This is a genomic window from Thermohalobaculum xanthum, from assembly GCF_016623495.1.
Classification (GTDB): Bacteria; Pseudomonadota; Alphaproteobacteria; order Rhodobacterales; family Rhodobacteraceae; genus Thermohalobaculum; species Thermohalobaculum xanthum.
This window is the reverse complement of record NZ_JAEHHL010000012.1, coordinates 1-26,162: the sequence shown is the minus strand read 5'-3', so window position 1 is coordinate 26,162 and position 26,162 is coordinate 1. Positions and strand designations below refer to the sequence as shown.

The 26,162-nt window shown below is 60.8% G+C and carries 25 protein-coding genes and 1 pseudogene; 8 read left to right on the top strand and 18 right to left on the bottom strand.

Translation table 11 applies throughout. From position 1 onward, the window contains the following. Positions 1-44: 44 nt before the first annotated feature. Both H0I76_RS16950 and H0I76_RS16945 read left to right on the top strand, forming a co-directional pair. Positions 45-1,820: an SLC13 family permease gene (locus H0I76_RS16950; protein ID WP_200612998.1), complete on the top strand. Its 1,776-nt coding sequence runs from the start codon at positions 45-47 to the stop codon at positions 1,818-1,820. A 213-nt stretch (positions 1,821-2,033) separates the two neighbouring features. Beyond that, entirely contained in the window at positions 2,034-3,701 is a 1,668-nt protein-coding gene (locus tag H0I76_RS16945) for a vanadium-dependent haloperoxidase (RefSeq protein ID WP_200612665.1), read from the top strand. 135 nt (positions 3,702-3,836) lie between these two features. Here H0I76_RS16945 and H0I76_RS16940 read toward each other — a convergent pair whose 3' ends face one another. Next, positions 3,837-3,986: an N-acetyltransferase gene (locus tag H0I76_RS16940; protein WP_200612664.1), complete on the bottom strand. Its 150-nt coding sequence runs from the start codon at positions 3,984-3,986 to the stop codon at positions 3,837-3,839. Positions 3,987-3,991: 5 nt separating this feature from the next. Between H0I76_RS16940 and H0I76_RS16935 the strand changes: the two are divergent. From H0I76_RS16935 to H0I76_RS16920, 4 genes and pseudogenes are all read left to right on the top strand, one after another. Beyond that, positions 3,992-4,168 (top strand): annotated as a pseudogene (locus H0I76_RS16935) (integrase core domain-containing protein); the annotation flags it as partial. A 1,030-nt stretch (positions 4,169-5,198) separates the two neighbouring features. After that, on the top strand, positions 5,199-6,248 hold the full coding sequence (locus H0I76_RS16930; protein WP_200612661.1) for a biotin synthase BioB: 1,050 nt from the start codon (positions 5,199-5,201) through the stop codon (positions 6,246-6,248). Between the two features lie 136 nt (positions 6,249-6,384). Further along, a complete protein-coding gene (locus H0I76_RS16925) occupies positions 6,385-6,543 on the top strand; it encodes a hypothetical protein (RefSeq protein WP_200612658.1) in 159 nt (52 codons plus the stop codon). 68 nt (positions 6,544-6,611) lie between these two features. Continuing rightward, positions 6,612-7,247 (top strand): MlaC/ttg2D family ABC transporter substrate-binding protein, encoded by a 636-nt coding sequence (locus H0I76_RS16920; RefSeq protein ID WP_200612655.1) that lies wholly within the window; start codon positions 6,612-6,614, stop codon positions 7,245-7,247. A 7-nt stretch (positions 7,248-7,254) separates the two neighbouring features. On the opposite strand, the gene H0I76_RS16915 is transcribed toward H0I76_RS16920, so the two are convergent. The 14 genes from H0I76_RS16915 to H0I76_RS16850 form a co-directional block, all read right to left on the bottom strand. Further along, entirely contained in the window at positions 7,255-8,541 is a 1,287-nt protein-coding gene (locus H0I76_RS16915; RefSeq protein WP_200612652.1) for an AMP-binding protein, read from the bottom strand. An 80-nt stretch (positions 8,542-8,621) separates the two neighbouring features. Continuing rightward, complete coding sequence (locus tag H0I76_RS16910) at positions 8,622-9,266, bottom strand: hypothetical protein (RefSeq protein WP_200612649.1); 645 nt, start codon at positions 9,264-9,266, stop codon at positions 8,622-8,624. After that, a complete protein-coding gene (locus tag H0I76_RS16905; RefSeq protein ID WP_200612646.1) occupies positions 9,263-9,550 on the bottom strand; it encodes a phosphopantetheine-binding protein in 288 nt (95 codons plus the stop codon). Before H0I76_RS16905 ends, H0I76_RS16910 begins: the two co-directional genes overlap by 4 nt. Then, on the bottom strand, positions 9,543-10,835 hold the full coding sequence (locus H0I76_RS16900; RefSeq protein WP_200612643.1) for an NAD(P)/FAD-dependent oxidoreductase: 1,293 nt from the start codon (positions 10,833-10,835) through the stop codon (positions 9,543-9,545). Before H0I76_RS16900 ends, H0I76_RS16905 begins: the two co-directional genes overlap by 8 nt. After that, positions 10,835-11,554: a 3-oxoacyl-ACP reductase FabG gene (fabG, locus tag H0I76_RS16895; protein WP_200612640.1), complete on the bottom strand. Its 720-nt coding sequence runs from the start codon at positions 11,552-11,554 to the stop codon at positions 10,835-10,837. The genes H0I76_RS16900 and fabG overlap by 1 nt, the downstream gene beginning before the upstream one ends. After that, complete coding sequence (locus tag H0I76_RS16890; RefSeq protein WP_200612638.1) at positions 11,551-11,970, bottom strand: hypothetical protein; 420 nt, start codon at positions 11,968-11,970, stop codon at positions 11,551-11,553. The genes fabG and H0I76_RS16890 overlap by 4 nt, the downstream gene beginning before the upstream one ends. Further along, positions 11,963-12,763 carry a beta-ketoacyl synthase chain length factor gene (locus tag H0I76_RS16885; RefSeq protein ID WP_200612635.1) on the bottom strand — a complete coding sequence of 267 codons (801 nt, stop codon included), beginning with the start codon at positions 12,761-12,763 and terminating at the stop codon, positions 11,963-11,965. Before H0I76_RS16885 ends, H0I76_RS16890 begins: the two co-directional genes overlap by 8 nt. Continuing rightward, on the bottom strand, positions 12,760-13,959 hold the full coding sequence (locus H0I76_RS16880; protein WP_200612633.1) for a beta-ketoacyl-ACP synthase: 1,200 nt from the start codon (positions 13,957-13,959) through the stop codon (positions 12,760-12,762). The genes H0I76_RS16885 and H0I76_RS16880 overlap by 4 nt, the downstream gene beginning before the upstream one ends. Next, positions 13,959-16,172 carry an MMPL family transporter gene (locus H0I76_RS16875; RefSeq protein ID WP_200612631.1) on the bottom strand — a complete coding sequence of 738 codons (2,214 nt, stop codon included), beginning with the start codon at positions 16,170-16,172 and terminating at the stop codon, positions 13,959-13,961. Before H0I76_RS16875 ends, H0I76_RS16880 begins: the two co-directional genes overlap by 1 nt. Then, positions 16,172-16,549 carry a hypothetical protein gene (locus tag H0I76_RS16870; protein WP_200612629.1) on the bottom strand — a complete coding sequence of 126 codons (378 nt, stop codon included), beginning with the start codon at positions 16,547-16,549 and terminating at the stop codon, positions 16,172-16,174. Before H0I76_RS16870 ends, H0I76_RS16875 begins: the two co-directional genes overlap by 1 nt. A 148-nt stretch (positions 16,550-16,697) precedes the next feature. After that, on the bottom strand, positions 16,698-17,540 hold the full coding sequence (locus H0I76_RS16865) for an LpxL/LpxP family acyltransferase (protein WP_200612627.1): 843 nt from the start codon (positions 17,538-17,540) through the stop codon (positions 16,698-16,700). 383 nt (positions 17,541-17,923) lie between these two features. Then, entirely contained in the window at positions 17,924-18,340 is a 417-nt protein-coding gene (locus H0I76_RS16860; RefSeq protein WP_200612625.1) for a hypothetical protein, read from the bottom strand. Positions 18,341-18,379: 39 nt separating this feature from the next. Beyond that, positions 18,380-19,132, bottom strand: a complete 753-nt coding sequence (locus H0I76_RS16855; RefSeq protein WP_200612623.1) for a glycosyltransferase family 2 protein — start codon at positions 19,130-19,132, stop codon at positions 18,380-18,382. Next, positions 19,132-19,863, bottom strand: a complete 732-nt coding sequence (locus tag H0I76_RS16850; protein ID WP_200612621.1) for a class I SAM-dependent methyltransferase — start codon at positions 19,861-19,863, stop codon at positions 19,132-19,134. The genes H0I76_RS16855 and H0I76_RS16850 overlap by 1 nt, the downstream gene beginning before the upstream one ends. A 235-nt stretch (positions 19,864-20,098) precedes the next feature. Between H0I76_RS16850 and H0I76_RS16845 the strand changes: the two genes are divergently transcribed. Continuing rightward, the gene (locus H0I76_RS16845; protein ID WP_200612618.1) at positions 20,099-20,839 is read left to right on the top strand and encodes a lysophospholipid acyltransferase family protein; all 741 of its coding nucleotides are present in this window, start codon (positions 20,099-20,101) and stop codon (positions 20,837-20,839) included. 87 nt (positions 20,840-20,926) lie between these two features. Next, positions 20,927-21,214, top strand: coding sequence for a hypothetical protein (locus tag H0I76_RS16840; protein ID WP_200612615.1), 288 nt, complete (start codon positions 20,927-20,929; stop codon positions 21,212-21,214). 241 nt (positions 21,215-21,455) lie between these two features. On the opposite strand, the gene H0I76_RS16835 is transcribed toward H0I76_RS16840, so the two are convergent. The 3 genes from H0I76_RS16835 to H0I76_RS19720 form a co-directional block, all read right to left on the bottom strand. Continuing rightward, positions 21,456-22,160, bottom strand: a complete 705-nt coding sequence (locus tag H0I76_RS16835; RefSeq protein WP_200612612.1) for a substrate-binding domain-containing protein — start codon at positions 22,158-22,160, stop codon at positions 21,456-21,458. A gap of 132 nt (positions 22,161-22,292) precedes the next feature. Beyond that, the gene (locus tag H0I76_RS16830) at positions 22,293-22,868 is read right to left on the bottom strand and encodes an MOSC domain-containing protein (RefSeq protein ID WP_200612609.1); all 576 of its coding nucleotides are present in this window, start codon (positions 22,866-22,868) and stop codon (positions 22,293-22,295) included. 63 nt (positions 22,869-22,931) lie between these two features. Next, positions 22,932-26,030, bottom strand: coding sequence for an ATP-dependent helicase (locus H0I76_RS19720; RefSeq protein ID WP_200612606.1), 3,099 nt, complete (start codon positions 26,028-26,030; stop codon positions 22,932-22,934). Positions 26,031-26,162: the final 132 nt, after the last annotated feature.

Sequence of the window (26,162 nt, the reverse complement as noted above, 5' to 3'; positions counted from 1 at the left end):
AAACTGGTGCAATAGCCTGCGTCTGTTGTGCTAAGTGCCATGGGATGCCGAGCGATCAGACTCTTGTCTTCGTGCTCTTTGGCGCGATTTTCGTGCTCCTGGTCTGGGGGCGGTTCCGCTATGATCTCGTGGCTTTCGGCGCGCTGATCACGGCCGCGGCCCTGGGTCTCGTCCCTGCCGATGGCGTCTTCTCGGGCTTCGGGCATTCTGCCGTCGCCATCATCGCCCTGGTACTGATCGTCAGCCGCGGCCTTTCGTCGTCGGGGGCCATCGAACTCGTCGCCGCACGGCTGATCGACCCGGAACGGCCCTTGCCGCTGCACATCGCGATCATCGCGGCTGTGGGCGCCGGCTTGTCGGCGGTCATCAACAATGTGGCGGCGCTCGCCCTCCTGATGCCACTCGACATCGAGACAGCGAATAATGCGAAGCGAAGCCCCGGGCAGAGCCTGATGCCGCTCTCCTTCGCAACCATTCTTGGCGGCATGATCACCCTGATCGGAACGCCGCCGAACATCGTGATTTCGGAGTATCGCCAGTATGCGCTGGGCGATCCGTTCTCGATGTTCGATTTCGCGCCGGTGGGGCTCGCGGTAGCCGTCGCGGGGATCATTTATGTATCGGTGATCGGATGGCGGCTCCTGCCCGCGCGAACCTCGATCGCGGAGTACGAGCAAGAGGTTCGGCGCGGGAGGTACGTGGCCGAGCTGCGCGTTGGCGCGCAGCGCGGCGATGGCAAGATGATCGTGCAGGACCTGTATCCCAGAGCGGACGACGCCGACGTCCACATTCTGGGCCTCGTTCGTGGCGGCAAGCGGCGGCCCGGCCTCGGAGGCCGCGAAACACTGCGCCCGGGTGACTTCCTTGTCGTCGAGGGGGATCCGAAATCCATCGAAACCTTCATGGGGAAGGCGGGCCTCGACTTCGCCGGGTCGGAAAAGCACGAGGGCGGCGTCACCGCCCCGGGTCTGACGCTGGCCGAGGCGATCGTCCCCGAAGGCGCGCGGATCGAGAACCGCACCGCGCGCAGCCTCAACCTGCTGCACCGCCAGTCGGTCACCCTCCTTGGCGTTGCCCGCGAGGGCCGGGGGTTTCTGGATCGTGTCCGGCTTTTGACGATCCGAGCCGGAGACGTGCTGTTGCTGCTGGGAACGCCTGAGCGCGTGTCGGCGGCAATGGACTGGTTGGGCGTGTTGCCTATCGAGGGACGCAGGACCGAGGTGATCCAGCGCCGAAAGGCAGGAATGTCGATTGGTCTTTTCATCCTGGCCGTCGGGCTGGCGGTTGCCGGTGTGCTGCCGCTGGCTGTGGCACTGGCCGGCAGCGTGATCGGCTACGTGCTGCTGGGCCTCGTGAGCGGGCGGGATGTCTATGACTCGATCGAGTGGAAGGTGATCGTTCTTCTCGCCAGCCTCATTCCCCTGGCGGAGGCGTTCGAGCGCACCGGCGGAGCGGAGCTATTGGCAGGACAGATCGCGACATGGACCAGCGGATATCCGGCCTGGGTGACGCTCGCCGCGCTGATGGTCGTGACGATGACTTTGTCCGATTTCCTGAACAATGTGGCCACGACGCTGATCGCCGCCCCGATCGCCGTTTCGATCGCCGCGGCGACCGGCACCAACGCCGACACATACCTCATGGGCGTGGCGGTCGCGGCGTCGTGTGCATTCCTGACCCCGATCGGACACAAGAACAACACGATCATCCTCGGCCCCGGCGGCTACCGGTTCGGCGACTACTGGCGGATCGGCCTGCCTCTGGAGCTGCTCGTGATTGCCGTCTCGGTGCCCGCGCTCCTCATCGTGTGGCCGCTGTAGCATCCTCCGGACGATGCGCTGATCGCATCCCCTCCGGAGTTGTTTAGTTTTCGCGGCCGCGACTGATGCGTTTGTTTGCGCCGAGGCAAAGTCACGTCGCTGGCGGGAGGGCGGCATCCGCGGTATCGTCGGCAAATTCGCGGGCGTCGAGATTTCGCCGGTTCCATCGGTCGACATGCCGAGGCGCCGGTCGCGCAATTTCCGGAGGTCGTCATGAGGACGCGGATCTTCTTGCTCCTTGTCAGCGGCCTCGCGCTCGCGCCGATCGGCGCGCCAGCGATTGCCGGTGCCGTCACGCAGGCCGCGGCTTCGGACGCGACGCGCGCCTACCGGCCGCTGCAATACGACAATCTCGTCCTCAACTGGAACGAGGCGGTTCTCGCCGCCGTGCGGCAAAACCCGCCGCGACCGACCGTGACGGCGCGGAACCTCCACCTCGTGCACAGTGCGATCTACGACGCCTGGGCCGCCTATGATGAGGTCGCCATCGGATCAAGGTTTGGCCGGGCGCTACGACGGCCCGCGGTCGAGCGGAGCGAAGCCAGCAAGTCGATGGCGATGAGCCACGCCGCGCACCGTGTCGCGTCGGCGCTCTATCCGGGCCAACGCGCGCTCTTCGATGCATTGCATCGCGCGCTGGGTTTCAGCATCGACTGGGAGGATCAAGACGCGGCGAGCCCGGCGGGGGTCGGGAACCTTGCCGCGGACGCGGTGCTTGGCTTCTGGGCGACGGATGGCTCGAACTGGCAAGAAGATTTTCGCGACCCGACCGGCTACCAGCCCGCCAACCCGCCGGGGGCAGCCCCGGGTGCGGCCGGGTACGACCCGAACCGATGGCAGCCGCTCACTGTCCCGACCGGGAAGGCGCGCGATCCGTCCGGTCAGCCCGCCATCACCGCGGACCCCGCGTCCTATTCGGTGCAGAAATTTCTTACGCCGCACTGGGGCGAGGTCCGGCCCTTCGCGCTACCTTCCGGCGACGCGCTGAGGCCGCCAGGACCGCCCATCTTCGGCGATCCGCGTCCCTATGTGGATGCCCGCGGACGCACGACCACGAACCACGAGGCATGGCTTGAGCAATATGGCGAAGTCCTCGCCCTGCACGGCACCCTCGACGACTCGGCCATCGGCGCGCAGCGGCGATGCGTTGCCGAGTTCTGGGCGGACGGACCGCGGTCGGACACGCCGCCGGGGCACTGGAACCAGATCGCCCAGGGCATCGTCCTGCGCGAGGGATACGGGCTCGGCGAGGCCGCCAAGCTCTACTTCGCGCTCACCGGCGCACTGCATGACGCAGCGATCGCCGCCTGGGACGCCAAGCTCGGCTACGACTCGGGCCGGCCCGTGACCGCGATCCGCCATCACTGGGCCAACTCGACCGTGGTGTCGTGGGCCGGCCCCGGCAAGGGGGTGGCGGCAATCCCTGGCAGCGCGTGGCTTCCCTATCAGGAAGCGACCTTCGTGACGCCCCCATTCCCGGAATACGTTTCGGGCCACAGCACCTTCAGCATGGCTGCCGCCACGACGATCGCCCGCTTCGTCGGCAGCGACGTCTTTCACGACCCCCTGCATCCGACCTCGATCGTTCTCGATCTCGACGACGAGCCAGGCCCCGACACGCTGGGCCGCTTCGTGGACAAGGATCTGAGCTTCGAGCGGTATGATGGACCGCCGATGGTGCTGGAATGGCCCAGCCTGTTCGACGCGGCGCGCGAGGCTGGCGCATCGCGCCTTTATGGCGGCATCCATATCCAGGACGCCAATCTGCGGGGTCTGGAGATGGGGCGGGCGATTGGCGAGATGGCTCTCGATCGCGCGCGGCAGTTCTTCGACGGAAGCGCGACGATCGCCGAAACCGCCGTGCTGCCTGCACGACCCTGAGGGTTGCCGAAACATCCGCGGGTGTCCCGGCTGTGCCGGTCGGGTGCGTTTTTTCGGATGCATGCCGATCGTCCGACCGCTGCTGCCAGCCTCCGTCCGCACCCTCTCTCCGCCAATCGCCGCAGGCTTCGCTTATCAGACGTCCTTGACCATCAGCATCCACTCGGTCCCCGGGCTATCCCAGCCCGGGATCGAGACGATCGGGCGCCGCGCGACGGTCCTGTAGCCCTTCCGCTCATAAAGCCGGCGCGCGCCGGTGTTGCTGTCGGAGACGATCAGGCTCATCCGACCGGTTCCGGGACGAGATGCTCAACCGGGAGATCTTCTCCTCCCTCAGAGAAGCCCAGATCACCATCGAGGGCTGGCGGAAACACTACAACACGAAGCGGCCACACAGCGCCCTGGCATACCGGCCACCCGCACCAGAGGTCATCGTCCACATGGAAAACAGGCCGACAATGCACTAACACTCAAACCGGGCCAGTCGGATCAGGCTGCTCACAGAAGCCTCCGGATTGCTGAGGCACACCCAATTCTCCGTCGGCATCGGATCGTGATGCCGCGATCGCGCAGAGCAGATTTCCCGGTGACGCTGCTTCCAATATGCTTCCATTTCTAAGTCGCGGGTGCTCTTAACTCCAGTTCTAATCATAAGTATATGGTGTAGATAATCTTTTTGGTGAGCGGGGTGGGGATCGAACCCACGACCAGCTGATTAAAAGTCCCAAATTGGCTGATCAACAATGATAAACAGTGAAAATATATGTAAATAAAATCAGGACATTAAGAGAATTTCTCTGTCATCTGGGCACAGCACGTTTCATGGTTTATCACCTCTGATTGCACCAAATTTGCACCAAAAAATTGGTTCAGTTGGGGTGAGTTCGAATCCCGCCTCGAACGATCGATCCGGTTTCGGAGCACAAGGGAATGCTCCCCAAAATCGTGCACCAGATAGCCGCGTATCGAAGCTCCGGGAAGACCCGCTGCTGCAACACAACAGAGTTGCCACTCAGCGGACGGTGCGGCCATGGGGGCCGTGACATTGGCGCCGTGATTCAGGTTCTGCGCGAAGAACAACGACCGGCTTCGTCGACCTTGCGGATCTTCAAGCGGCCGAACTCGCCTACTCTGAAAGGCCGTAGCCAGCGTAGAACGCTGCCGCCTCCGTCGGGGGTGATCGTGGGGGATTCTTCTCGCTGACGGACTGTCCTATCAGGTCAAGCACCTATCGTGGCTGAGGTCAGAAGATCGAAAGAAAGAAGCCCGCGTCATATGGATTTCACGAACGCATCGTTCCGGGCATTTGTGATGACGGCAGACCTTGCGCCAGAGAGCTTTGAACGGCATCAGGTCAAATGGTAGTAGCCGATCCGGTAAGCTTGCAAAGAGGGGATCCGATCGCATGAGAAGTTGCCCAACCCCATAAGGTTGGATCTTGAAGCGACCATCTTTTATCACGCTGACGAGAAGAATGATCGAGCAAGGCAGCCAATAATGAACAGAAAAATGCAAAATAGCCACTTGGCTCCCCATCGGCAAACGCCAATGGCAATTGCTGAAATGTTGGACGCGAGTGGCGCGGCACAGACGAGACTTTTCGACGAAGCCCGCGAGGTGAGAGATACCTATTTTGGCCGAAGCGCAGTCGTTCGGGGCGTCATCGAGATCACGGACGTTTGCGTGAAGTCGTGTCTGTATTGTCCAATGCGAGTAGAGAACCGCTACAAGCGGTACTCTCAGAACGCCGGCGATGTCTTGGAAGCCGCGGAATCGGTTTATCAGGCGGGCGTCGGGGTAGTGGCTCTCCAAGGCGGCGAAACCCCCGCTTCGACGCGCCTTTCATTACGGCTGATACCGAAGATTCGGGAAGTGTTCGCTGGGAATGTCGAAGTGTTGCTCTGCCTAGGAAACAAAGACCGAGTCGAGTTGAAGGAGCTGAAACAGGCCGGCGCCGACAGCTACATTCTCAAACAGGAGACTTCAGACCCAGAGCTTCACCTCGAAATGTGTGGAGAAGATCTGGACACTCGCGTCGCCTGTGCAAAAGACCTCATTGACCTTGGCTTTAGGACCGGGGTGGGAGCAATTGTAGGGCTCCCCGGTCAAAGCCGGGCGTCGCTCGTGCGGGACGCAATCTTGCCCGGCGAACTCGGCGCACAGATGATGAGTGCCTCACCATTCATCCCGGCCGCAAATTCACCTCTCGCGGGTTCCCCCATGGGAGACTTGAACCTGACGCTCAACCTCATGGCCGTCATGCGGTTACTTAATCCACGAGCGTTGATTCCCGCGGTTAGCGCATTGGAAAAGCCCCAGTCTGGTGGGCAGGCGCTTGGCTTCAAGGCCGGTGCCAACGTAATCACGATCAATTTCACTCCCGAAAGAGACCGGAGCAAGTACGCGATCTACGGCGCCGATCGTTTCGTGGTTCGTCGCGAACATGCGCTGGCAACGTTGGAAAAGGCAGGCATCGAGCCGCTTTTCGGGAGGGAGGCGTTCGCATTCTGGCACCGGCCCGCCAACCTTAATGTTGGCGCCCTATAGACGTGATGCGTCGATCTGCACGCCAACCGAAGCGGCCTGGTGCGTTCGCTGCGAGGCGTCGAAACAAGATTGTCCAGTACCGATACTTCCAGAGTGTAAGAATATCGCTAGCTACAGGGTGAACTGGCGCTGGGGCATGGCCATGTACCTGCTGTATGCGATGATCGAGGAGGTTTTGGGAGATGCCGTGATTGGGAGCGTCGAGTATGACGCGCGGTCGTGCAGCGGCAATCTCAGAGTGCTCGAACCAACGGAAGATAAACTCGCGCCGCTCGTTCAGCGTATCTCCCCCTGAGCGGATCAGGTGCAGCGGAACTCCAGTCACCTTTCAACCGGCGCATGCTCTGCCTGAATGGCTTGGAAATGACAGTTCTCACGAGAAGATCATTTGTCGTTTTAGGGATCGCAGCGACGGTCCCGGCCCGTACGGTGCAGGCTCAGACGGTCGCGACAGACGTCGCGCGCGCCCACGTCAGCGCGACGATTGACGAAGTCTTGGCGCTTATCGTCGCTAATGCGCCGAGACACGAGACAGCCGCGCAGCTAAACCGCATCTTGATGGAAAAGGCCGCGCTGCCGCAGCTTGCGCGATTTTCTGCCGGGCGCAAATGGCGAGAAATGACGGATGCGCAGCACATCCAGTTCGTCGATGCCTTTTCGCGCTACATCGCGCGGATCTACGCCGGTTACTTCCGTGCGTTTGAAGGAACTGTCGAGGATCTGCGCACCTATGTTCATCTTGGCGACGCACGCGACATCGGCTCCAAGGGCATCATGGTGACTAGCGAGATTCGGCCGCTCAACGAGATCGCCATCTCCGTGAACTGGATCGTGTCCGAGCGCTCCGGCAAAGTCGCAATCTCGGATCTTGTTGTCGAAGGGATATCCTTGGCAGTCACGCAGCGAGAGGTAATCGGCAGCATGTTCGAAAAGCACCGGGGAGATGTAGATGCGGTGATATCGGAGCTCGATGGTCTGCAGCCGATTGATCGTCAGTGAGGGCCGGTTACTCGCGCTTTCCGGCAACCTTTGGCGCAGCCTGATCAGCACCTCGTCGCGCGGCGCTCATCATCACCACCTGGTCTGCCGCCGAGATCTTACCTGTATCACCTCTCGGGATCCGGTCGACGATGTGGACGTGCCGCGGCACGAAAACTGGATCCACATAACCAAGCATGTGAGCTCGGACTGCCTTTCGCAGAGCATGCAGGTCCGCTGGCTTCTCCCCGTTGGTCACGACGAACAGAGAAAGTTGATCGCCGTCGGCACCAGGTTCGCTCAATATGACGCCATCTCGCAGCCCCGGCATCAGCGAGAGCACAGCGTTCAGCCCGCCGAGGCTCTGCCGCTTTCCCGCGACCCGCACCATATCGCCTCGCCGGCCGAGGAGGCGAAAGCGACCGTCGGATTCAAGATCGATATCGTCCGCTAGGGCGATTGTAGCGTGCAGATGCGGCGCCGAGGCAAACCAGCGATCGCCGCGGCCAACGATCCGAAAGCCGTCCAGTGGCGTCCAGAGGTCCGTCTCAGCGCTCCGTCGCCGGGCAAGGGAGCCTGTTTCAGTGCTCCCATATATCTCGAAAACCTTTCGTGTCCCCGACGCTTCGAGGCGTCGTGCAACGTCGCGATGCAGAGGTGCGGTGGCCGAGATGATGCAGCGAATCTGCGGCAGCGTGACAATCGTTTCCTCAAGGAAACGTAGATGCGCCGGGCTTGTCACCAAGACGACATCGGACATGCCTTGGCCTGTCGCCTCGTCGACTGCGCGTTCGAGGTCGGCAGGAAAGAAGACCGTCGCATCGTGCAGGCAGTACCCATGGGCAATGCCAGCAAAGATCGCTGCCTCCAGCCCATACATATGCTGGTGCGGAGTTGTTCCCAGCATCACCGTATCGACTTGTTCAAGCCCAGCACTCGCGACAATTTCGGCCGTGAGCCGAGCTCCATCAGCGAGCGAACGCCAGTTCTTCAGATGCCGAACCGGCTTTCCAGTCGATCCCGACGTGAAGACGTGGACCTGGCCGGTCAATTTTGGCAACGCTTGATTTTCTGCATGTGCTTCGGAGTTTAGCCGCTCGAGACCGATATCTGACAGGGCTTTGACCGTGAGGGGGGAGCGCCAACCATCGAGTGCAGCGGCGACGGCAGCGGTGGCGCGTGACGGTGGCAGGACCGTTGTTTGTCCGTTTGCCATCGCGGCCGATAGCAGAACCGAGAAGTCGTAGCGAGCCTCTGCCATGTTGCAAATCGCATCGTGGCCGGCGAGGCAATGGCGGGCCGCTGCGACGTCCACGAGAAAGTCCGCGGCGCTAATGGCTCCGCCTGCTGTTACGCAAAACGGCTCCGCTAGTCCGGACGGAGAGCTCGTTGGGATCATGACATCTTCCCTAAACGGGACCATACATCGGGCCGTACCATCGTTTTCAGGGTCGTCCACCATGTCTCCGGGCGGTGGTAACGACGCGAGGCGTAGTAGTGTGAAAGCGCGAACCAGATAACTTGCGCCCCAATCAGTACCTCCAGCGCCAACGAGATGGCGGGCCTCACGGTCTCAAAGAAGATCCCGGCGAGGGCTAGCAGCGCTGTCCCGAATGCCATCACGCTCCACAGAAGGCACTGCCGTGCGACGAAGCGCTGAAACTTGGTGTCCACGACCGGAGCCATGCCGATAATATCGATTAGCGTGAGCAGTACGGGCCGGCGCCCTGGCATCAGCCCACGCGCAAACAGCACCGACAAAGCGAAATTGACGGGTGCGATCATGAGATACGGCATGTAGCGCAATGACGGGAAACTGTGTCGCAATACGAGCAGGCTGACAAAGAGCGACAGCGAGACCATGATCGCCGACGCCGTGCCAATGCGCATCAACAGGGCGCTGTAGGCAAACCAAGCGAAGGAAAAAAGAAAGACAATATCTAACGCCTTGTCCGACACCCACCCAGCCGTTCTTCCCGCCAATGCGGCGATCAGTACCCCGACAATGAGATAGCCGATCGATGACCGGTTCAAACTCACGTTGTCCTGTGCTCCCGGATGTACCGGCTGAGCTCATCGAGCGAAGAAAATATCTCCCGATTCCGCTCGTCGCCCGACCGGAGCTTGACGCCGTAGCGCTTCGAGATCGCGAACGAGAGTTCAAGCGCATCAATCGAGTCGAGCCCAAGCCCGTCAATGAAGAGCGGTGCGGCAGGGTCGATATCCTCGGGTGCAGTGTCATCGAGGACAAGCTCTTCGATGATCATCGACGCCACCTCCCTGCGAAACGCTTCGAAGCCACCGATGGCACTTGTGTCATCCATCCAGGTTCCTCCTCTCCCGCGAACCGGTCGCGGCGACGATGTAGCGAAACAGCCTGAACAGTGCAATGCGCGATCGGATCCGAATGTCGGGTCGAAAATCACCTGAAAGAAGCGAAATCATTGCGCTCTCAACACCTAGAATGTTCCTCGGGTTGACCATCATCTCTCGAAAACTCGGATCGTGAATCTGATAAATGAACCACGAGACGAAAGTCAGACGTCGTTCGATTTCCTGATGATATTGCGCAAGACGACGAGTTCTCGTCGAGGGGTCTGCGAGTATGTCGGTTATGGCGGAGGCCGCCTCTCTGGCGCTCGTCAATGCCAGATGAACTCCCGTCGAGAAGATCGGATCAATGAACCCGTACGCGTCGCCAACCTTGATGTGGCGCGAACCTGCGGCGGTCGTGGCGCGGTACGAGAAGTTGCCAGTGGCATGCATGGGTCCGATGCGTTCGGCCGATCCAAGGATCGACGCGATGTGCGGATGGCGAGCGCAATGCGCTTTGAAGAAGGCCTCGACGCCAGAGTCGCGCTTCTGGAGATGCTCGCCCGACGCGACGAAACCGATCGAGGTAACGTCATCACGCAAGGGAATCTGCCACATCCATCCCGGACGGGTAAGGTAGATCCGAATATTGCCGCCGCGCTCGCCCTCACTACGCGGGACGCCGCGGAAATGTCCGAAGATTGCAGCCGAAGTGTTGCGCGGGTCCGGACGCTTCTCCGACAGCATTTTTGAAATCAGAGTTGAGCGCCCGGAGGCATCAACAAGAAAGCTCGCCTCCCAGTCGATGATCTCGCCATCGGCTCCCTCGGTTCTGACCTTTGCGCTGTCGTCCTCCATCGAGACAATGTGGGCCATGGTCTGCTGCCGCGCCTCAACCCCGAGAGCAATCGCGCGCTCGAAAATGATCTGATCAAACTCGGACCGACGGACTTGATAGGCATGTGTTGGCCCGTCGAGAAGGGCGTTTCGAAAATCGAACACCGCTTCTCGGCTGCCATCCTCGCTGATGAACTCGGCTCCTGGCTTGAAGACGCCGATCCGGCGCACTTGGTCAAGCATGCCGAGTTCTTCGAGGAGCGGCAGGCTGCGCGGCAGCAACGACTCCCCGATATGAAAGCGTGGATGACGATCCTTCTCCACGAGAACAACGTGATGACCCTTTAATGCCAGGAAGGCCGCTGTAGCCGCCCCCCCGGGGCCGCCGCCGATCACCATGACATCGCAGCGCCGGACCGTGGCGACGCCATCCTCGGGAAGCGGCGCTGCGCCATCCATCAGCTTGTTCCTCCATCGACTGCAATCATCTGGCCCGAGATATAACCTGATGCCTCGGATGCTAAGAAGCCGACAATCGCGGCGACCTCTTCGGGGCGGCCGGGTCGTCCCGCAGGGCAGAGGCTCGCGAGTTGATCGAAGTTTTGGAGCGCCTCGGTCTCAGACGTCGCGATGAGCCCTGGCGCCACGACGTTCGCAGTAATACCTCGACTGCCATACTCCCGCGTCAAAGACTTCACGAGCGGCAGAAGACCTCCCTTCGCCGCAGCATAATTTGTCTGCCCGCGATTGCCGGTGATCGCCGTGAGAGACGAAATGGCGATGATGCGCCCCCAGCGTGTCCGCATCATCGGCAGCATCAATGGCTTCAATGCCGCGTAGAAGCCGTTGAGGTTGACGTCGATCACCGCGCGCCAGTCGTCTGGCTCCATCGCTGCGAAGGGCATATCTCGGTGGAGGCCGGCATTATGAACAAAGATTTGGATCGGCTCGGACTCAACGACTTCGCCGAGTCGCTTCTGCGTCTCTTCCACCCTTGTCAGGTCGAGGACAATCGTCTCAGCGCTACCGCCATCGCGGCGTATTCCGTCCGCCGTTTCCTCCGCTGCAGTGTGGTTTCGGCTCGCGTGGACGATCACGTGGTGTCCCTGCCGGGAAAGCTCGCGCGCGATCGCCGCGCCGATCGGACTAGATCCACCTGTGACGAACGCGCGTTTCAATCGTCCCTCCGCCGCATACTGAGTAGAAGCTCGCCAGACACGATGACGCCCTCTCCATCTACAACCTCGAAGCGGTAGCGCGCGCCGTTTTCATCGCCCTCGATCCGTTCTGCTCCGACCTCCAACCGTCCTTCGCTCTCGACCAAGTCGCGCGAGATGACGACGTCAGTGAGCGCGAGGATTAGACCTGTATGAGCGGCACCGACGGCGTGGAGTGAGGCGTGAATCGCCGCCGCCTGCGCGCCGATCTCGATCATGGTCGCACCATAGAGCATGCCCCCGAGCCGGAGGGGATAGGTAGGCGACCGATGATCGGTCGCAATGCACCGCACCCTGTCGAGGTCTGAGGCAAGTACCGACTCGATCAGGCGCATCGGTCCTGAATGGGGCATGCGGTCGAGGGCATCCTCAAGCATCGCCGACACTCAATGGCGTTACAGTCAAAGCCAGCTTACCTGGGAGGTCGAGAGTGACTGTTTCCCCCTTGGGCCAGAAGATCTGACGCAGGAGAGGAAGAAGGAACCGAACTGGGTTTCCGCTGTCGGTCAGCGACCGATGCGCACCAGAAAGCGAAGGGTCGGTTGCCGTCTCGTCTGCCACGACATCCAGATCGAGCGCCGCGAGGCTGTTCTCGCCCCTCTGCGGTGAAAGGGCGAACGCCGCCGCCATCGAGAGCTCAAGAGGGCGTTTCTCATGGAGCGGTGGCGGCAAGGGGGCATCGAATACGACAAGTCCCACCGGGCAGTCATCCATCAGAGCCTGCATGGTCGCCTTCAAAAGGCCAGCGCCCGCTGTGGCATCGTAAGCTGCGACACTTGTCATTCCGCCCTTTGCACCTGCGGCAATCGACCAGTTGCCCTGGGCGGCATTGTGCACCGCGTTCTGAAAACGGAGAGGCTGGATCATGATCGGATCGGCACGGAGTGCGAGCAGGATCTCGTTCAAAGTTCCGCCTTCGCCGGTCGAACTTGCAAATATCCAGCTACAATCTCTTGGAAGCAGGGGGCCAACTGCTTCGGCGGCCATGATCGCCAGGCGTGTCGTGTCGCTCAAGCGAAGTGCCTGCCGCCGCGCGAGGCAAGCAGGCATCGCTGTCCAGGTCTCCTCGACTTCGAACGGGGCCCCGTCAAAGTGTTCCTGAAGAGCGACGGCAGTCCGCAGTCCCGGTGCCGCGTAGCCAACGCCGTCAACGAAGAGCGTCGCCTTCATGAGAGTCCAAGTACGAGGGAGGAATTGCTGCCCCCGAACCCAAAGGCGTTGCAGACTGCGCGCCGTATTTCTCCTGAGGCTGATTGAATGCGGGGAACGAGTGCGAGTGCCGGATCGGGCGCCGATAAGCCGACTGTCCCAGGCACGATACCCGACTCCATCGCGTCGAGGCAGAGCACGGCCTCGACCGCACCAGCTGCCCCCAAGGTGTGTCCGATCATCCCCTTCAGAGAGGCCGACGGTGGCCCGAAAGGGAATATGCTCGCTACCGCCGCCGACTCTGCCAGATCATTGCTCTTCGTCGCGGTTCCATGGAGCTTAACGAACTCGATTTCCTCGGGATCGAGCGATGCACGCCCGAGTGCTTCGCGCATGGCCGCCTGAGCACCCTCGCCTTCCGGCGGCGGTGTAGACATGCTGACGGCATCCGATGTCTCGCCATAACCAAGCAGCCTTGGACCGTCTCCTTCCCTTTCGAGTAGGATGAAACCCGCACCCTCGCCGATCGACAAACCATCACGGCGCGCGTCAAAGGGGCGGCAGGGTTCTCGTGAAACGAGCTCCAGAGCTTCAAAGCCAAAGAGCGAAGTCAAACAAAGGCTGTCGACTCCGCCCGTCAGAACAGCATCGCAGAGCCCTAGACGGATCAGTTGCGCGCCATCGATAAGCGCCTTCGCGGCGGACGAGCAGGCCGTGGAGACCGTGTAGCCGATCCCCTCAATGCCAAGATACTCGGCAAGGAAGGACGTCACAGCATGATGGTCGTTGTGGTGCCGGAGCGAGTAGGCTGGATCGAGCGGTCCATTGCCGGACCAATTTCGGTAGACATTTTCCAGCTTCTCGACACCGGAAGTCGACGTGCCGATCACAAGCCCGACCCTTCGGCTGCCCCACCGCGATATCGCCGCCGCGACGCGACAAGAGAACCCCTCCGTTTCAAGGGCCGACACGGCCAGGCGCGTCGCTCGGTTCTCATAGGCAGCCATACGGCCAGGAAACAACTCATCTTCGATGCCGCCGACCCGTCCGATCCAGCAGGGAAAATCAACCCCTGGAAAATCACATGCAGTGAGCCCAGAACGCCCGCTAGACATCGCGTCGACATGTGCCTCACGCCCGCGTCCTACGCACGTTACGGCAACCCGCCCAGTGATGGCGAGTTGCTCCAGCGGGGGCATCTGGCTGAGTGTGGCCATCAATGTCGCGCGAAACCCCATTCTTGGCGAAGGAAAGACGCAAGCGCGGTTGCCGCCACGCCAAGTGATACAGTCATACCAATATCCCTGAGCATGTCGGAGCCGAAGAATGCCATGACAAGGAACGCAATGAGCGTTGTGCTCGCGCACATGCCAACCGAGCGCATCGCAGCTGCGGAAGCCTCGGGGCCCTCGCTCAATGTCAAGAAGATCCCATAGTCGATCCCTATCCCCACCACAAGGGCGAGGGCGACCAGAGTAAAAACGCCTAGTCCACCGCCGATGATAGTCACGAACGCCGCAGTGACAGCAGCAGCGGCGAGGCATGATGCCATCACTTCGGCGACCGGGCGAACACGCCGCAGAGCGAGCACAAGTACGACAGCACACGCCGCAATGCCGGCTAAGAAACAGACCGTGATCCGACCTGCCAAATGCTCCAGTCGGGCCGAAAGCGCAGCGCGCTCATCGATGAAGCTGACCCCTTCAAGCCCTTGAACAGCCGCCTCAATGCGATCCGCGTTTTCAACCTCCCAAAGCCTGACGCTGCCAACGAGGGCAGCGCCCTCGATGCGGATGGCGCCCGATGGCGCCAAAGGTTCGACAAGCGGCGCCACCTCAGCAGGGCCGAGCGCCGGACGATCGAGGGCGTGCCTGTAAGCTTCGACAATATCGCCCTGGAAGGACTCACGCAGTCCCGCTTGGCGCAACGCCTCGGAGGCTCGCGAAGCGAAGGCCTCGACATTAGGGAACACTGTGCCAGCGTCGGCTGGGAGCTTGTCTGCCAGCATCGCGAAACGACCAAGCGCTCCCTCTGCACGGGCCTCTCCTAAACGCTGTGTGAGCCGTCTCTGTTGCGCGAGAAGGTGGTCAAGTGTCGGTGCAGTGACGTCGATCCGATAACGACCTGACGGAAGGTCCATCATCCGATCGAGAGCATAGATAGACGCCATGACGGGCGTCGGCAGCTCGAGAAGGCCACGCGCGCCCGGTCCCGGCGAAGCGGCGATCACGGCGCCGGAGACAAGTCCTGTTGCGGCAAGCAACGCTAGTTTCCAACGCACTGGCGGGAACGTGGGTACGGCTAGACGATTCCAAGCGTGCCTCTGTTCACCCTCAATGCCGATTGCGACTGCCGCAAGCGCCGCACCACCAAGACCAGTTGAAACGAAGAGCCCGACTTGACCGATCGCGGGGATCCCTGAGCCCAAAAGCGAAAGAAACGCGATCGCTGTCGTCGATGCACCCAGCAGTACCAGGCGTCGCGCGCCCTCGACACCGCCACTCGTTCTCGCATGGGAGAGGAGGTGCAACGGGTAATCGATTGCAAGCCCCATGAGAGCCCCCCCGAAACCGAGGGCTATCACGTGGACGGTCCCGAATGCCGCCTGGACCGTCATTGCTGCCGCAGCAAACCCTATCGCGAGCGGAAGGAACACACGCAAAATCGAGGTGGCCGACCGGAGAACTGCTACCAACCAGATCAGAAGGAGCGCTCCACCAAGAACGGCGACGGTCTTTGAGCTATCCTCGATACCGGCGCTGATGGCGGCGGCAATGGAGCGTGGCCCGACGATGATCGCCTCCGCCCCCGCCATCTCGACCTGCTCGACAATGGACCAGTCGAGCGCCAGCTGTGCATCGACATCGAAGGGCATCGGTGAAAGCTGGATCGTTACGAGCGCGGCGGTGTCGTCGAGGGACTGCAGCACTCCGTCAATCATGGGGAGGCCGCCGCTAGCGGCAAAAACGAGCGCTTCGATCAGTCGACGGAAGCTGCCGGTTGGGTCGAGCAGATAGTAGTGAGCTAGCCCAGCCCCTCCAAAACTGGTCAGTTCCGACTTGCCCGCGATCAGTTCCCTTGCCATGGCGTCAGTCGTGAACGCCGATGAAGGCGGTGGCGACAGCGTGAACCGTTCCCTCCACAACCAGTCGGCAAGACCGGACGGAGGCGTTATGATCCCCGTCGATGCGTGAGCGACCATCGGCTCGCCACCGAGCGCATCGACCACCTCTCTCGCCACGGTGCTCCGCGACTCTCGATCGTCGTCGATGATCGCAAGTAGCATCGACCGGCCTTCGACGGTATCGAGGGCAGAGGCAATCGCCCCGTTATCCCCGACCAGTGCACGCGCGTCGGTATCGATCTCAATCGCCGCGACCGCCGCGGCCATAAGGCCCACAGCAAAAGTGAACGCGAGCAAAAGGCGCATCACAACGGCCTGTCGAATACAACGAGTCGTCGCACTCCGCCTGGTTCGCGGATCTCGATGCCTCTGAGCTGGCTACCGCACCCAATCAGAAAGATTGGCAAGTAGTCTGGATCGTCATGTACGGCGAGGCGAAGGCGCCAGAGCGGTTGCGCTTCCGTCATTACTGGCGAGTAGCGGGTTTCCAACGCCTCGGCATCCCCTGACATCACGTCGCGCAGTGCGGTGAGCATGCGCCGCGCTTCAGGCGGGATGGGGAGAAGGTTCCGCTGATCCTCGACATGCTTCCGCACCGATACGAAGTCCTCTCCAACCTCACTGATCTCCTCTCTGGGAGTGATTTGTTTCTTGACCAGCCGGCCGCTCGGCTCAATCCACATCAGTCCGCTTGCGCGCTCCGGCTCAGTTAACGCTGGATGGTGGATCTGTTCGCGATAGGAGACCGTGGCCTCCGGATCTATCCGGAGATTCTCAATTGCCGCGATGGCGCTCCCTGGCGCTGGGGCTGCGCACCCTCCAAACTCCCCCTCAGCGCCATATGTCGAAGAAGTTGAACCAGTTGTAAGGATGCCGGCGGCACATATCGCCCAGAGCGTCCGCATAGCGCTGCGCCAGTTCGCGGCATTTTTCATCCCGCTCCCGGCGTGGGACGGGCGATCCATCATGCAACTCCATGAACTCGATCTCATAAGCTCTCCGACCGACCCGAGGCGCGAAGCAGAGGATAATGGGCACCTTCGCCAGCATGGCGCTCATGTAGGGGGCGCGCGGGAATCGTGCACGATGCCCCAGGAAGTCCACCTCGACTTCTGCGCGCATGTTTCTTCGGTGTGCCCGGTCACCCAAATACGCGACGAAATTGCCCTCTTCCAGAGCATCGCAAACTGTCAGCATGGCGTCGATGCCATCCCGGAGAGGGATCACCTGCCTCGACAAGGCCGGGTTTATCCGCTGGAGCATTCGCGAGGTCATCTCAGCGTTATCCTCGAACATCAAGTAGCGGATCGAGAGACCGGGCAGCGTGCGGTCGAAAGCTCGCATCGCCTCGAAGCTGCCGAAGTGGGCGCCTAGAAGCACCGCCCCTCTCCGCTGCGCGTGAAGCGAGGCGACAAGAGACTCGTTGCGAGAGCGCAGATCGAATGCCGCGGCGCCATCAGAGAGCAGCCCAACCCTGTCGACGACAACATGGGCAAAGTTTCGCACCTGACGGTGGCGATCGGAAAAACTCGGTCTCCGACCGAGCGCCGCCGCAAGGTACATCTTGGAACCGGCGGCGGCGGCGCGGCTTGGGAACACAGTGAAGTAGAGCGAGACGAGCCAAATTAGCGGGTCGACGACCTGTGGCGGGGCGTTCTGAACGATGGCATGCATGGCGCGCAAAGCTACCTGGCTGCCACGCTCGCGATCGCGAACCCAATCTGGAACGGCGTTAGTCATAAGCCGGCCGGATCACGAGCCCTGCCGTCGCGAAGACACCGTCATGGTCCCGAAACTCGGCTCGATAGCTGGAACCGCGTCGAGCGACCGTCACTTCGAAAGCCATGTCGGGTCTTAAGGGTCGGTTGAACTTCATCCGATGTACTTGGACGATCTGCTTCCCACTCTCGTTCAAGCGTGCTGAGAGTGTGCCAAGAATTATTGCGCCTGGAGCAATCGGATTTCCAACGAAGTGCCCGTTGAAGAAGGGGCTATCCGCTGGAAATCCGTTTTCCAGTGTGAACCGTAGGACTTCCATAAGCTGGTGGCCGCTATTTTCAGCCAGCCTTCATGATGGCGATTTCAGCCTGAATGTCGTTCTGGAGGTTGGAGATCCAGGAGTTGTAGTTCGGGTGAATCTCGCCCCGGCTCGCATCGTAGTTTAGGTTACGCGACGATTTGTACTCGATCGAGAATTCCTCGGTGTCGAAAAGGACGTCGACCGTCGCGAAGTGCTTGTTGCGCACGGCGACATTCCCAACGAGGTGCCCGGGCCCCTCGTCAGTGAATGCCCAGCCCCTCTTTGCGCCGGCCCGAATTATCGCCGCACGGTAGTCATCGAGGGTGAAGCCTTGCGCAGTGGTACTCGGCGCTGCGGTGTAGGCAACGTCTTCGGCGTTATAAATCGGCGCAGCACGGCATCCGCCAATTGCCAGCGCCAGGGCAAGGATGGCTCCTGGCAGCAGAGATTTCATTTCATCCCCCAAATTCAAATACTTCCGCCCGGTGGGAGGCTATCGCACAGTGCGGAGCGCGATCAAGAGCCGGTTTGGCGAAATGCGGATCCGCCACAGCAGGTGCGTCACAGTGCGCGCGATTCTCAGGGTATCAGTGACTGGCCTGAAATGGCTAGGGCGTTGCTGGAAACCTTGGTAGCGGGCGCGGATGGGCACACGCACGACCCTTTTTCCAGCGGCCGCCGCCCGCAACAGGATCGCCGTCTCGAAGACGAAGTGCTCCCGTTCGTTCTCTGGAACGGGAACCTCCCTGATTATCGCCGCCGGATATAGCCGCAATCCGCATTGCGCATCGTTGACGGTTTGCCCCGCCGCCCAGCCAATGAAGAAGTCGCCGAACCGGATCGCCGCGCGACGGTTCATGGGCATCGATGACCGTTCCAGCGACCGGTCGCCGACAACAAGGGCTCCGGGAGCGGAGTCCGCTGCCACAAGAAAGGCCGGGATGTCGTCGGGGTCGTGTTGGCCATCGGCATCGAGCGTTATGACTCCGTCCGCACCACGAGAAACTGCGCGTTGGAGGCCCTCCGCGAGCCTCCATCCCTTTCCGCGGTTACGCTCGTGCCGGATGATCTCCACTGGCAAACCGTCCAGGGCTTTGGCAGTTGCATCAGTCGACCCGTCGTCGATCACGATAACATCGTGCAGATGCTGCAAAGTGCCCTCGACCACACCTCGGATGGTCTTCGCCTCGTTGTGCGCAGGAATCAGCACGGTCCAGTGCGGCCGGACCCGCGGTTCAGCTTGCATCAGCGCACCGCCTCGTACTCCGAGAAGCAGCCAAGAAGAACACGGTGCCTTACCTCGCGAAAGCCCGCTTCGCGCATGATCTCTGCAACCTCCTCGCGCCCAGTCATCTGCTCCATCGTCTCCCAGTAATACTTCATCAGCTTGTGCGCTTCCCGGTTTCTGCTGAAGACGAGCGTGAGTGAAGGGAGGATATGTTTGAAGTAAGCCTTGAAAAGGAAATGCCCGACGGGATTGTCAGGAATGGTGACGTCGAGCACCAGCGCCTTCCCGCCGTCCTTTAGGACCCTACGAAACTCGCGGAACGTCGCATCTAGGTCATCGACGTGACGCAGCGCAAATCCCATCGTCAGAAAATCGAAACTCTGATCCTCAACCGGAAGGCTCTCGGCCGTCGCCTGATGGTGAACACAGGGCACGGTCTTTCGCGACTCGGCAATCATCCCGGCCGACGGCTCCACGCAGACGACTTGGCTGGGGCTGTCGAGAAGCGATATTAGAGCCCGCGCCACTGGCCCAGTTCCTGAAGCGACGTCGACCACGCGCATATCGTGCCTGATCCCTGCCCGCTTCAGTACGTTCCGCCGGTAGATTTGCCCCGAGCCAAACCATCCCCACTTCGCGATACCCTCGTAATAGGGTGCGGTACGATCGAATATGTCGCGCAGGAACGCCTGCTTCTCGGCAGGCCCGGAATAATACTCACCCACGACATAGGGTTTGTGGCTCTTCATTGTTCTACCCCCTTCGGAAAATCGGGCATTTTGCTCGGTGCCTCAGAGCTCGATCCCGCCTCGAGCGCCGAGGTCTGCACAGCCTTTCAAGAAGTGCAAGCCATTGCAGTCCGCTGCACACAATTTTTGCTCCGGCCACCTCGGCACGTTAAGGGAGAGATCCGATCAATATGATGCGACTCAAGCAGGTATGGCGAATCTCGCGGACCTTTCAGTGGACCAGGATGCTAGTCACTTGGGCAGCTTGACGAGCGCGGCGCGAACTCGATTGTTCGAAGTCGCAATCCTGCTCTGGAGCCTGCCCTTCGGCCTTGTGATCCTCACCGTCTTTCAGCTGTGGCGGCCTCCAGTCGTCGTTCGCCGCGCTCTTCGACTCTGGTCGAGTGGGTTTATTGCGGCTGCGCGATGGATCGTTGGAGTGCGTTACGTGGTCGAGGGGAGCGAGAACATCCCGAACGTTCCTGCCATATTCGTGTGCAACCACCAATCCTACTGGGAATCGATCGCCCTGACGGCGCTGATCCCGGACATCAACGTAATTTCGAAAGCCGAGGCGCAACGGATCCCCGTGTTTGGCTGGGGCTTGAAGCACGCGCCAATGATCTTCGTTCATCGCGAGCGCCGCGGGACCAACCTGCGCCGCGTCCTTCGTGAGGCAAAGGCGACATTGCTCGAGGGGCGAAGCGTCTTGATCTTCCCCGAAGGTACGCGCGTGCAGCCCGGCGGCCGTCGAACCTTCCAGAGAGGTCTCGAAGCCCTCTATCATTCTGCCGGTGCGCCGGTGGTTCCCATCGTCCACAATGCTGGCCTGCTGTGGTTCGACGGGTTCCGAACAAAGAAGCAGGGCGTTGTCACGCTTCGGTACTGCTCGCCAATCGCACCTGGTCGGAACCCCGCTGTGGCGATGCAGGAACTCGAGCGTTTCATGAACGTTGAGAAGGATCGCCTCGTTGCCGCTGACCGGAGATGCGACTAGGCCGTTTGCTTTCCAAGGTGTGCACTTCGATTGCAGCGGCTCGTTGGTGGCCGGGCAGGTGAAACAAGAAAATGATGGAGGTCCAAGATGCCGTCTCTCCGCGCGAATGTTGTCGGGGTTGTCTTTTGCGCGGCCTTGCTGGGATGCTCGGGTGATAGCGCTGATTATGGTCTAGGACCGGCATGTGCAGGTGGCCTCGAGGCAGGCTACCGCGAGCTCAACCAGGCTGAAGCGGACGGCCTCAGCGGGAGCGTAAAATGGAGCAAGGCAGCCAGCCTTCTCGCGGCCGCCAAGGTGCAAGAGCAATTTGGAGAGTACCAGAATTGCGTTATCAAGGTGCGCGAGGCCCGGGCGTTCCTGCGTGAGATCGGATGATCTCTTACATCGCTGGGCGAATAATCTTGAACCGATTCAGCTTGTTGGCCGAAAAGAATCAACTTTTGACGCGCACGGCGCTTCCTGCGTCGAGCACTGATGGCGGCTATTAGCCGGGGCTGGCAGGTCAAGTTTGGGCGCTAACGGTCCGGATCTCGGGGGGAAGATCAAGTAAGGCCACCGGATCCATCTGGCGCACCGCACAGAGGCATCCTCGACGCCGCAAATTTCTCATGACAGTTCAGGGCCGAACGAGGCCGTAGTTTCTAAGCAGGGGATCGAGGCCCGGATCGGTGAGAAAGTCCAACGCTTTGCTCGCCAGGCTGCCTTCATGGCGATGAGCAGCCAGGAAGACCGACATATCGATGTCGGCTCCCAAGTCGGAGGGGAAGAGTGCAAGCACGTTGAGGCTCGGTGCAACGGCAACCGTCGTCAGGGGTGCGATGGCGAGGTCCACTTTTCCTTCCGCCGCCGCGCGCGATGGTGACTGCCCGATCCCCATCGGGACGAGCCTGGCCTCGATCTCTCTCCCGACGCCGAGCCGAGCGATGGCGTCGAGGAAGGTTCTTCCGCTCGTTCCTTCGGCGGTGTACGCGATCGAGTTCGCCCGACGGAGGAGGGCGATGATCCCTGCGGGAGAGGTCTCCGGCCCTTCTACCATCGGTTCCCGGCCAGCGATCGCGAGCGCGACCCGTCCGAAGGCTCGATGGCCGCTGGGAGAGACGAGCCCGTGGTCGATGAGTTTCGGCAGATACCACGGGTTCGTGATCCCAAGATCGAACGGCTCTCCCGCAAGAACGCGTTGCGGAATGATCGGGTTGAGCTCAAAGGTCGCCTCAATGGTGGTTCCAAGGCGCTGCTCCATCGTCGGGATCAGCCCCGGCATGAAGCTGTCGATCGCCCGGGGAATGAAGGCCCTGAGGGGTTCGCCATCGTGCGGGGCCATTCCGACGATCTCCCCTTACTGTGTCCGGTATCGCAGCACGCGCGCGGCTGCCATTCCTCTCAACTTCACTTAAAGCCTGCCGACGCGCCATACGCGTTCTCGTGGTTTGAGGGCAGGACTGAAGCGGTGTTGTCAGTCCAGCTTGCTTACCGTGTCGCCCACGGAGACCGTGCCATCGCGGATCACGCGCGCGTAGATCCCGCGAAGCCGGTTCTTTTTGCCCTCTCCAGTCATGAGGAAGACGCAGGCATCTCGACCGTAGCGGTCAATGAAGTCCTGGCAGCCGTTATGTGGGAGCTCGGTCACGACAAATTCGGCGCTGCCGATCGCGAAACGTGTGCCAGGCGGCATGTTCGTGGGCGTGAGGTCCATGTCTATGAAGAAGTTGTCGCCAGCAGGCGGCCAATTGGCCTTGTCGCCCGCGATAGCGCTGATGCAGCTCGCCATCATTATGCAGATCTGCGCCTCCGGATCGCCGACACCCTCTGCCGCCGCATGTCCGGTGCCCTCGCTCCAGTGATCGCCGGGCACGCCGTCGACCGCATTTACCCTGATATCGTGGGGCAGAATGCGCTCACCCCGGTCCGGCCGCATCACGATCATTTCGAGCGTACCGTTTTGCCTCGGTGCCGACAGGATGTCCGGTAACCGAGCCGTGAGTTCGGCGAGGCTCTTGAATTCGGTTGGGTCGATCGCAGGCTCTGGCATGGCGAAAAGTTACCAAGCGGCCCCGAATTTGGAACCAAAATCTGAAGTCAAGCGAAGGACTGCTTACGTCTCGTAGACGAGCTCGGGGAGCACGACACTCCACTGATCGCGCCTCAAATTGCCTTGGAACTCCTCAGCCGAATCTGTGCGAAACCGCGTGCTGATCGCGAATACGTGACCCTCCAAAAATCGCGCTTCCTGCGGAGGCTTGAATTTCTTCGCCAGTCGCCCGACCGGAACATCACTCTGATTGAGGATGAACCAGCGGTCCCCCGATTGCTTGAGCCGGAGGGGATCGCCTGTGCTCAAATCCTCGAGGGCCCTCAGCGTCGCACTCCCCTCTGGGAGTCGGCCCGCAAAGCCGAGGTCTACCTCTGAGAGGTTGAGCGTCTGATAGAGCTTGTTGCAGCCGGAGATATCGATCGGGTCTTGGCTCTTGGCGCGCATTAGAACTGCGGGGTCATCGAGCCCCTCAATAATCGGATGGCGCCGCGTCATTGAAATGAGCGCAAGGCTGCGCCGCGCGCGGGTCATTGCGACGTAGTAGAGTCGACGCGCCGCATCGGTATCCTCTCCGCGCGACTGACGATCCCAGCCGCCATCGAGAATGACGACATCATCGAACTCAAGACCCTTCGCTCGATGGGCTGAAAGGAGCAGGAGTCCGCTCTGACGCCGTCGCACCTCACGGCCCCATTCGGCGAACCATTCAATCACGTCCTTTCGGTCGGTTTCGCGTTCACCGAGCTCTTGACTGAACTCGGCGACGCCATCTCTGAGCACCGACCACCAGGGCCCAATAGTTTGGCGCTTGACCCAATCGGTGAGATCATTCGCTTTCAGGGCCGCACTCTCTCGAGCTTTCAGCCAGTCAATGAGGGACTGCATCTCACGCAGCCGCCAGAAATTTGGCGCGTCGGCATTCGCGGCCTGAACTGGAATGCCCTGCGCCTCGCAGTAACTTCGCACGGGCTCTAAATACCGCCATTCCCGCGCAATCACGGCCGCTCTCGCCCAGTCCCAGTGCGGCGCGATCCTCGAGAGACGTTCGAGTTCTCGAACAGTGAGCACCGCTTGTTCGGACTCGGTGGAGGCCTCTCTGAGGATCTGCACCCGGCCGCGCCCGACGGAGTCGAGCTTTTCCAGTTCTCCCCCCGCCGGTTCTTTCTTCCGAGCGCGGTTCACCACGATGTCGTGGCCGGTTTTCATCCGCCCCGCAGCGCGCGCAATCACGCGGTTTGATGCGCTGATGATATGAGCGGTCGATCGATAATTCTCGATCAAATGAACTGGCTGCGCCGTGTAGTCTTCCTCAAAGCGCCGGATAAATTCGACCGACGCACCCGCGAAGGCGTAGATGTTCTGGTCATCATCGCCGACGGCAAAGAGACTCAGTCGGCTGTCTTCGTCTTCGATCGAACGCCCGGCAACTGCCGCGATCAGGTCATACTCATCCTGCCCAATATCTTGATATTCATCGACGAGTATCCAGCGATACCCCTCGATCAGAGTCTCGCGTTGGGCGTCGGCTTCGTCTTTCGAGAGTCCATCGCCGCGCAGAAGCGCGACTGCCTGGCGCAAGATCTCGTCAAATGCTCCTGGCTCAAGCTTATCGGACTGTCTCGTAAAGCTTGCGCCCACCATGCGCATTGCGAGGCCATGGCAGGTGGAGACGGTCACACCGCGCGCGTCGTCACCAAGCAAAGCGAACAGCCGTTGTCGGATCTCTGTTGCCGCATGGCGGTTATAGACCAGCGCGAGAATGCCCCTTGGGTTCTCTCGTCGCACCCGAATGAGATAGGCGATGCGGTGAACCAGAACACGGGTTTTGCCTGAGCCCGGGCCCGCAAGGACAAGCACATTCGTTTGCTCGCGATCGTCCGCGACGATGCGGGATTGATTGGGGTTCTCGAGGGCTTCGACGATGGCGCGCCAGGACTCTGGTGTTGTCTGACGCCGCAGAGCCGCCGCCTGGCCGGGCAGCCATTTTTCGACAAAATTTTGCCGGTCGAATTTGAAGTAATCCTCTGACAGTCGCAGCGCTTCACGCATCGAGTTCAAGCCGCACTCCGCATAGCTCGCCATAATATGGGTCTGCAGCGTTTGCTCTTCGTAGTGCATGCGTAGGGGTTCGAAGTCGGCCTTTGTGAACTGCCGATTATCGGGCTCGAGATGAATGGTAATGGCTGGCTGAAAGATGGTGAGGCCTTTGCCAAGGGTGACGACGCCTTGCTCATGGAGCCACAGCAGAGCTCGGTCCAGCAGCTTCGAGGCATCGGTCACGTCTCGCGCAAGCTCGAGGTCACTTGAAAGCGCCGCCATCAGCGCGCCCAAGGTCGTCTCGACTTGGATATCCTTCCCCCGCGCGCCCGAAGGTGCAGCTCTTGCGAGCGTGCTTAGTAGAACCGCCGATCCCTTTCGCCGTAGCTCGGCTGTACGCGCAAGCTTGTCCCAACTCCTTTGAAGTCGAAGCCGAAGATGCTCGCTATTTTCCTTTCGTAATTGGAGGCTCCCAATGCCGTCCTCTTCATCTCGCCCATCGCGCGCAATCCCGCGGATGAGGCGTTCAACGATGTCGGGGCGAACGGTCGGATGCCCGCTGTCCCTCAGGTCCTGCGAAGCGATCTTCAGATTGAGCGTCGATGTGTTTCCGAGCTCCAGTTCCGGCGCAAACTCTCTGAGCTTCGCGATGAGGTCGGTCTCGAGAGCTGAGGCATCGACCAAGCGCTTTTCCGAAGAGTCCTCCACGCCCAGATGCACGAAAATGGTGATGGCTGTGTCATTCGACGCAATTCCTAGGGCTTCGAGATCAGCCAGCGCCTTCCGCAAACGGCTGGCCGATAACCCGGTCTCTCCACACAGCTCGTCTGTCGAGATGCCTTGATCTGGCGGTGCGTTGATGAGGCATTGCACAAGGGAGAGAAGATTGCTGCGATATCCTTCAGTAACGTTTGCGCCTCTGATTTTCGTCTCCGCATCCGCTAATGTGCGGATCCTCAGCGATGACGGGAATACCCGAACGCGGTTTTCCTCGCGCTTGAGCAGCACGGCTTCTTCGAGCCAAGAGACTGCGGTTTTGACGCGGGTATCATCGGTGGCCGAGTCTCGTTCGAACTCATGATCCAGCTCCTCTTTGACGATCTCGCCGGGTGTCGCGATCACCTCACCATTGCGCTTTGTGCGGCGATCGAGCCGCCGCAGCGACTTTAAGATCGCGCTAATCTCACGTTTGTTGAGGCGTGACCTAGCCGAGTGTCCGACGTCAGCGCCTATGGGCCATCTGAGTTGATTTCA

Bases quoted from the DNA above. Each gene is read 5' to 3' on its own strand.
- H0I76_RS16945 (WP_200612665.1), top strand. From the start codon at position 2,034: ATGAGGACGCGGATCTTCTTGCTCCTTGTCAGCGGCCTCGCGCTCGCG.
- H0I76_RS16905 (WP_200612646.1), bottom strand. From the start codon at position 9,550: ATGGATGACACAAGTGCCATCGGTGGCTTCGAAGCGTTTCGCAGGGAG.
- H0I76_RS16950 (WP_200612998.1), top strand. From the start codon at position 45: ATGCCGAGCGATCAGACTCTTGTCTTCGTGCTCTTTGGCGCGATTTTC.
- H0I76_RS16930 (WP_200612661.1), top strand. From the start codon at position 5,199: ATGAACAGAAAAATGCAAAATAGCCACTTGGCTCCCCATCGGCAAACG.
- H0I76_RS16940 (WP_200612664.1), bottom strand. From the start codon at position 3,986: ATGAGCCTGATCGTCTCCGACAGCAACACCGGCGCGCGCCGGCTTTAT.
- H0I76_RS16860 (WP_200612625.1), bottom strand. From the start codon at position 18,340: ATGAAATCTCTGCTGCCAGGAGCCATCCTTGCCCTGGCGCTGGCAATT.
- H0I76_RS16925 (WP_200612658.1), top strand. From the start codon at position 6,385: ATGGCCATGTACCTGCTGTATGCGATGATCGAGGAGGTTTTGGGAGAT.
- H0I76_RS16840 (WP_200612615.1), top strand. From the start codon at position 20,927: ATGCCGTCTCTCCGCGCGAATGTTGTCGGGGTTGTCTTTTGCGCGGCC.
- H0I76_RS16920 (WP_200612655.1), top strand. From the start codon at position 6,612: ATGACAGTTCTCACGAGAAGATCATTTGTCGTTTTAGGGATCGCAGCG.
- H0I76_RS16835 (WP_200612612.1), bottom strand. From the start codon at position 22,160: ATGGCCCCGCACGATGGCGAACCCCTCAGGGCCTTCATTCCCCGGGCG.
- H0I76_RS16850 (WP_200612621.1), bottom strand. From the start codon at position 19,863: ATGAAGAGCCACAAACCCTATGTCGTGGGTGAGTATTATTCCGGGCCT.
- H0I76_RS16865 (WP_200612627.1), bottom strand. From the start codon at position 17,540: ATGCATGCCATCGTTCAGAACGCCCCGCCACAGGTCGTCGACCCGCTA.
- H0I76_RS16900 (WP_200612643.1), bottom strand. From the start codon at position 10,835: ATGGATGGCGCAGCGCCGCTTCCCGAGGATGGCGTCGCCACGGTCCGG.
- H0I76_RS16830 (WP_200612609.1), bottom strand. From the start codon at position 22,868: ATGCCAGAGCCTGCGATCGACCCAACCGAATTCAAGAGCCTCGCCGAA.
- H0I76_RS16855 (WP_200612623.1), bottom strand. From the start codon at position 19,132: ATGCAAGCTGAACCGCGGGTCCGGCCGCACTGGACCGTGCTGATTCCT.
- H0I76_RS16890 (WP_200612638.1), bottom strand. From the start codon at position 11,970: ATGCTTGAGGATGCCCTCGACCGCATGCCCCATTCAGGACCGATGCGC.
- H0I76_RS16885 (WP_200612635.1), bottom strand. From the start codon at position 12,763: ATGAAGGCGACGCTCTTCGTTGACGGCGTTGGCTACGCGGCACCGGGA.
- H0I76_RS16870 (WP_200612629.1), bottom strand. From the start codon at position 16,549: ATGTGGATTGAGCCGAGCGGCCGGCTGGTCAAGAAACAAATCACTCCC.
- H0I76_RS16880 (WP_200612633.1), bottom strand. From the start codon at position 13,959: ATGGCCACACTCAGCCAGATGCCCCCGCTGGAGCAACTCGCCATCACT.
- H0I76_RS16875 (WP_200612631.1), bottom strand. From the start codon at position 16,172: ATGCGCCTTTTGCTCGCGTTCACTTTTGCTGTGGGCCTTATGGCCGCG.